This window comes from Paenibacillus silvestris, assembly GCF_009882985.1.
Classification (GTDB): Bacteria; Bacillota; Bacilli; order Paenibacillales; family NBRC-103111; genus Paenibacillus_E; species Paenibacillus_E silvestris.
Genome location: NZ_WTUZ01000030.1, coordinates 1 through 1,086 on the forward strand (window position 1 = coordinate 1; position 1,086 = coordinate 1,086).

The 1,086-nt window shown below is 47.9% G+C and carries 2 protein-coding genes; both read right to left on the bottom strand.

Going from position 1 to position 1,086, the window contains the following annotated elements:
- Positions 1-580, bottom strand: a 580-nt coding sequence (locus GQF01_RS26455) for a DDE-type integrase/transposase/recombinase (protein ID WP_161409967.1), incomplete at its 3' end; no start/stop codon positions are given.
- 110 nt (positions 581-690) lie between these two features.
- Positions 691-1,050 (bottom strand): transposase, encoded by a 360-nt coding sequence (locus GQF01_RS26460; protein ID WP_161409968.1) that lies wholly within the window; start codon positions 1,048-1,050, stop codon positions 691-693.
- Positions 1,051-1,086: the final 36 nt, after the last annotated feature.

Sequence of the window (1,086 nt, forward strand, 5' to 3'; positions counted from 1 at the left end):
TATAGGCATTCATATTAGGCGTCTTTGGCGGTATCCGCTCATGCGTAATCTTCTCGGCCTCGCAGAGCTCGCCGAAGGCTTTGCTGACGAATTGCGGGCCGTTGTCCGTACGTATGACGGGCTTTGCGTCAACATCTGTTAAACGTAAACGTAGGGCAGTTCTTACTACTTGGCAGACCTGCTTCGCGTCGCAACTAGAACCCAGATGGTAACCTACGATACTGCGGTCAAACACATCAATGATGCCCGCCATGTAAAAGAACTGGTCATAACCTGCCACATAGCCGTACTTAATGTCGAGCTGCCAGAGTTGGTTTGAACGTGTAATCGTGTGGTTACGAGCGAGTTTCCGTGGATAATGAATCTTCTTTCGCCGCTGCGGATGAAGGATGCCAAGCTTCTCGCATAGGCGATACGTTTTCTTCTTGTTGATGACCAGATTGCGCTGGATACGCAAGCATTCATTCAACATCAAGTAGCCATAGCCATGCTCTTCACCGGAAACGAGTTCCATCAGCCATTCTTCGATCTGCTCATCACTGACGGCTTCACCTGAGCGCGTAAAAGAGTGTTTTGTCACGGGTCTACCACGAAGTACTGCGATTGTTTTCTTCGTCGTGGTTCGTTGCGCGGACTTCCTCCTGTCGTAGTACGTCGAAGAAGCGACTCCGGTAAGTTCTAGTATTTTAACTACCGCGTTTCCCTGCCCAATGAACGTTTGTGCAACGTGGAGTCGATCACTGAGGCAGGGTTCGTCTTTTTTACGAGTTCACGCAGAACTTCATTCTCGAGTTCCTTTTCCCCCAATGCCTTTAAAGCTCGATTGTATTTTTCTTCGAGCTCAGCCAATCGTTTAGAGTCGTTGATGCGTTCGTCGATCGTAGGTATGGCGTCTGCACCAAATTCATCTTGAAACTCTTTTACCCAGTTGCGAATGGTCTTCGGTGAGACATCATACTTCCTTGCTAGAACACCAACTTTAATCCCAGCTAAAGCTTCTTGCGCCACTTTGTTACGAACATCTTTGAATGCGTTGTTTCGTTGTCTCATTCCGTTCAGCCCCCTTTATTTCATAGTACCTCATTT